The sequence below is a fragment of the Mycolicibacter sinensis genome (genome assembly GCF_001667375.1).
Taxonomy (GTDB): Bacteria; Actinomycetota; Actinomycetes; order Mycobacteriales; family Mycobacteriaceae; genus Mycobacterium; species Mycobacterium sinense_A.
This window is the reverse complement of sequence record NZ_LZIN01000045.1, coordinates 1-2858: the sequence shown is the minus strand read 5'-3', so window position 1 is coordinate 2858 and position 2858 is coordinate 1. Positions and strand designations below refer to the sequence as shown.

The 2858-nt window shown below is 65.6% G+C and carries 3 protein-coding genes; 1 reads left to right on the top strand and 2 read right to left on the bottom strand.

All coding sequences use genetic code 11. The features are described 5' to 3' along the window. Nucleotides 1–178: 178 nt before the first annotated feature. Nucleotides 179–328, bottom strand: coding sequence for a hypothetical protein (locus A5771_RS21875; RefSeq protein WP_207545417.1), 150 nt, complete (start codon nt 326–328; stop codon nt 179–181). Between A5771_RS21875 and A5771_RS09330 the strand changes: the two genes are divergently transcribed. Beyond that, complete coding sequence (locus A5771_RS09330) at nt 321–962, top strand: TetR/AcrR family transcriptional regulator C-terminal domain-containing protein (RefSeq protein ID WP_082947151.1); 642 nt, start codon at nt 321–323, stop codon at nt 960–962. The two genes, A5771_RS21875 and A5771_RS09330, sit on opposite strands and share 8 nt — an antisense overlap. A gap of 17 nt (nt 963–979) precedes the next feature. Here the strand turns inward: A5771_RS09330 and A5771_RS09325 are convergent, their stop codons facing one another. Continuing rightward, on the bottom strand, nt 980–2776 hold the full coding sequence (locus A5771_RS09325) for an acyl-CoA dehydrogenase (protein WP_064854940.1): 1797 nt from the start codon (nt 2774–2776) through the stop codon (nt 980–982). Nucleotides 2777–2858 lie beyond the last annotated feature (82 nt).

Genomic DNA, 2858 nt, shown 5'->3' with positions numbered 1-2858 from the left:
ACGCCGAACCCGCTCCCCGCAACAGGAAACCGCCCTGAACAGCCGAAAGGCGCCCACGAAAACCCGTGGAGCGCCACGCATGTGCTAATCCTAGCGTCACCCGCCGACAAGCCGCAGAATTCATCCACAAGCAAAACCGCAGTGACACAAGTGATCCCAGTGGCAACCGAGCTGGCGCTCAGTCCAGTCGGGTGGCGGCTACCGACCACACCGGGAGATGGACGCGATGGTCTTCCAGCAGCGGTGCCAGCGCCGTCAGCTGATCGGGCAGCGACTTCATCTGCGGCGCCACGCCGTCGTCGGATTCCAGCTGCGCGAGGATGTCCACCGCCCGAGGGCCGAAGGCGCCGACGGCGCAAGGCGGGGCGCGGCCCGGGCTCAGCATCGAGGACGTCGTCCGGGCTGCTTTCGACGTATTGGACGAACGGGGCATCGCGAAGCTTTCGACGCGCGCGATCGCCGCGAAACTCGATGTCAGCATGAACACCGTGATGTGGCATATCGGCGCCAAGCGCCGGCTGCTGGAGCTCATGGCTGACGCCGTTGTGGCAGAGGTTGAACTGGGTCCGCTACGGGGCGCGTGGCAGTGGCGGGCGGCAACGTTGCTGGCGCGATTGCGTCAGGCCATGCTGGGTCACCGTGATGGCGCGCTCGTCGTCGCCGGAACATTCCCGGCTTTGCCGTCGACGCTGGCATTCGGTGACCGGCTGGTGGGTGTCCTGCTCACGAGCGGCGCCAGGAACCAGTCCGCGGCGGGGACGGCGTGGAATCTCTTCTACTTCACCCTGGGCCTGGTCCAAGAGGAGCAGCGCGCAACCGATGGGCTACCGCACAACCTCAGCGATGTCGTGGACGAGGCGGAATACCCCAGCCTGCACCTGGTCCTGGGCGATTTCATGTCGCCGGACTACGACGCCCGATTCAAGTTCGGCATCGGCCAGATACTGGGGTCCCTCGGCTGAAAGTCACCCGGCCCAACTCAGAACCAGTCCGGTCGCATCTGAATCGTCGTGCGATCCAGGCTCTCCAGCAGATCGAGCTGCGGGCCGGTTTTGGGCAGTTCGTAGCGGAAGAAGTACCGGGCGGCCTGGCGCTTGCCGTCGTAGAAGTCGCCGGTGCGCCCGGCGGTGGCCAGCAGCTGCTCCAGCCACATCCAGGCGATTACCACGTGACCGAAGGCCTCCAGGTAGACGACGCTGTTGGCCAGCGCGGCATCGATGTCGCCGGCGCCGAACATGCCCGCGGTGACTGTGACCAGCCGCTGGAGCACTGATTCGAGTTGCCCTGCGATGTCAGCTGATTCACCGCCGGCCTGCCGCGCGGCCGCGATGCTGTTCGACATCGCCCGCTGCACAGCGGCCAGGTTCGCCCCGCCGTGCTGGACCACCTTGCGGCCCAACAGATCCAGGCTCTGGATGCCGTGGGTGCCCTCGTGGATCGGGTTGAGCCGGTTGTCCCGGTAGTGCTGTTCGACGTCGTATTCGCGGGTGTAGCCGTAGCCGCCGTGGACTTGGATCGCCAGGTCGTTGGCGGCCAGGCACCACTGCGACGGCCAGCTTTTGGCGATCGGGGTCAGAATGTCCAGCAGCGCCGTGGCGTGCTCGCGCTCGGTATCGGATTCTGCGGTGTGCGCGATGTCGACGAGCCGTGCGCAGTACAGCGCCAAAGCGAGCGCCCCCTCGACGTAGGACTTCTGTGCCAGCAGCATCCGTTTGACATCGGCGTGTTCGATGATCGGAACCTGCGGTGCGGCGGGGTCTTTCGCCGATACCGGCCGGCCCTGGGGCCGGCTGCGGGCATAGTCCAGCGACTTCAGATAGCCGGTGTAGCCGAGCGCGATCGCGCCCATGCCGACTCCCAGCCTGGCTTCGTTCATCATGCGGAACATGTAGCTCAGGCCGCGGTGCTCCTCGCCGACCAGATAACCGACGGCGCCCGGCTCACCGGCTGGCCGGTAGCCGCCTTCGCCGAAGTTGAGCACGGTGTTGGTGATGCCGCGGTAGCCCATCTTGTGGTTGAGTCCGGCCAGTACGACGTCGTTGCGCTCACCGGCAAGTCCGTCGGGTCCCACCAGATACTTCGGCACGATGAACAGCGAAATGCCTTTGGTGCCGGCCGGGCCGCCGGGAATCTTGGCCAGCACCAGATGGACGATGTTGTCGGCCAGTTCATGGTCGCCGCCGGAGATCCACATCTTCGATCCGAACAACCGGAACGTGCCGTCGGCGCGCGGCTCGGCGCGGGTGGTGATGTCGGCCAGCGATGACCCGGCCTGCGTCTCCGACAAGCACATCGTCCCGGTGAAGCGGCCGGCGATCATCGGCTTGACGAAGGCGTCGATCTGCTCGGGGCTGCCGAACTCGGCGAGCAGATTCGCGTTGGCCATCGTCAGCATCGGATAGCCGGCGGTGCTGACGTTGGCGGCCAGCAGCCAGGCGAAACCGGCCTGGGCCACCGTCATCGGAAGTTGCGCCCCGCCCAGGCCGTAGTCCATCGCCATGCCGATCAGCTCGGCGTCGGCGCAGGCGGCCAGCGCCTCCTTGACCTCACCGATGACGGTGACGGTCTCACCGTCGAAGGTGGGCTCGTGGGCGTCGCTCTTCTTGTTGTGCGGGGCGAAATATTTACCTGCCAGCTGTTCGCACAGATCCAGCGCGTCGGAGAACGTGTCCCGGGAGTGCTCGGCGAACCGGGGGCGCGCGGTCAGCTTATCGATCCGCAACCAGTCGAACAGCAGAAAATCCAGGTCTTGGCGCGACAGCAGAAGGGACTTCATCGCGATCCTTAAGTTCGTAGTTGCAGTTACTTCGTGTTGTTACGTTGTGCTGTGACCCGGGTGGGTCGGGTGAGGCTGCATG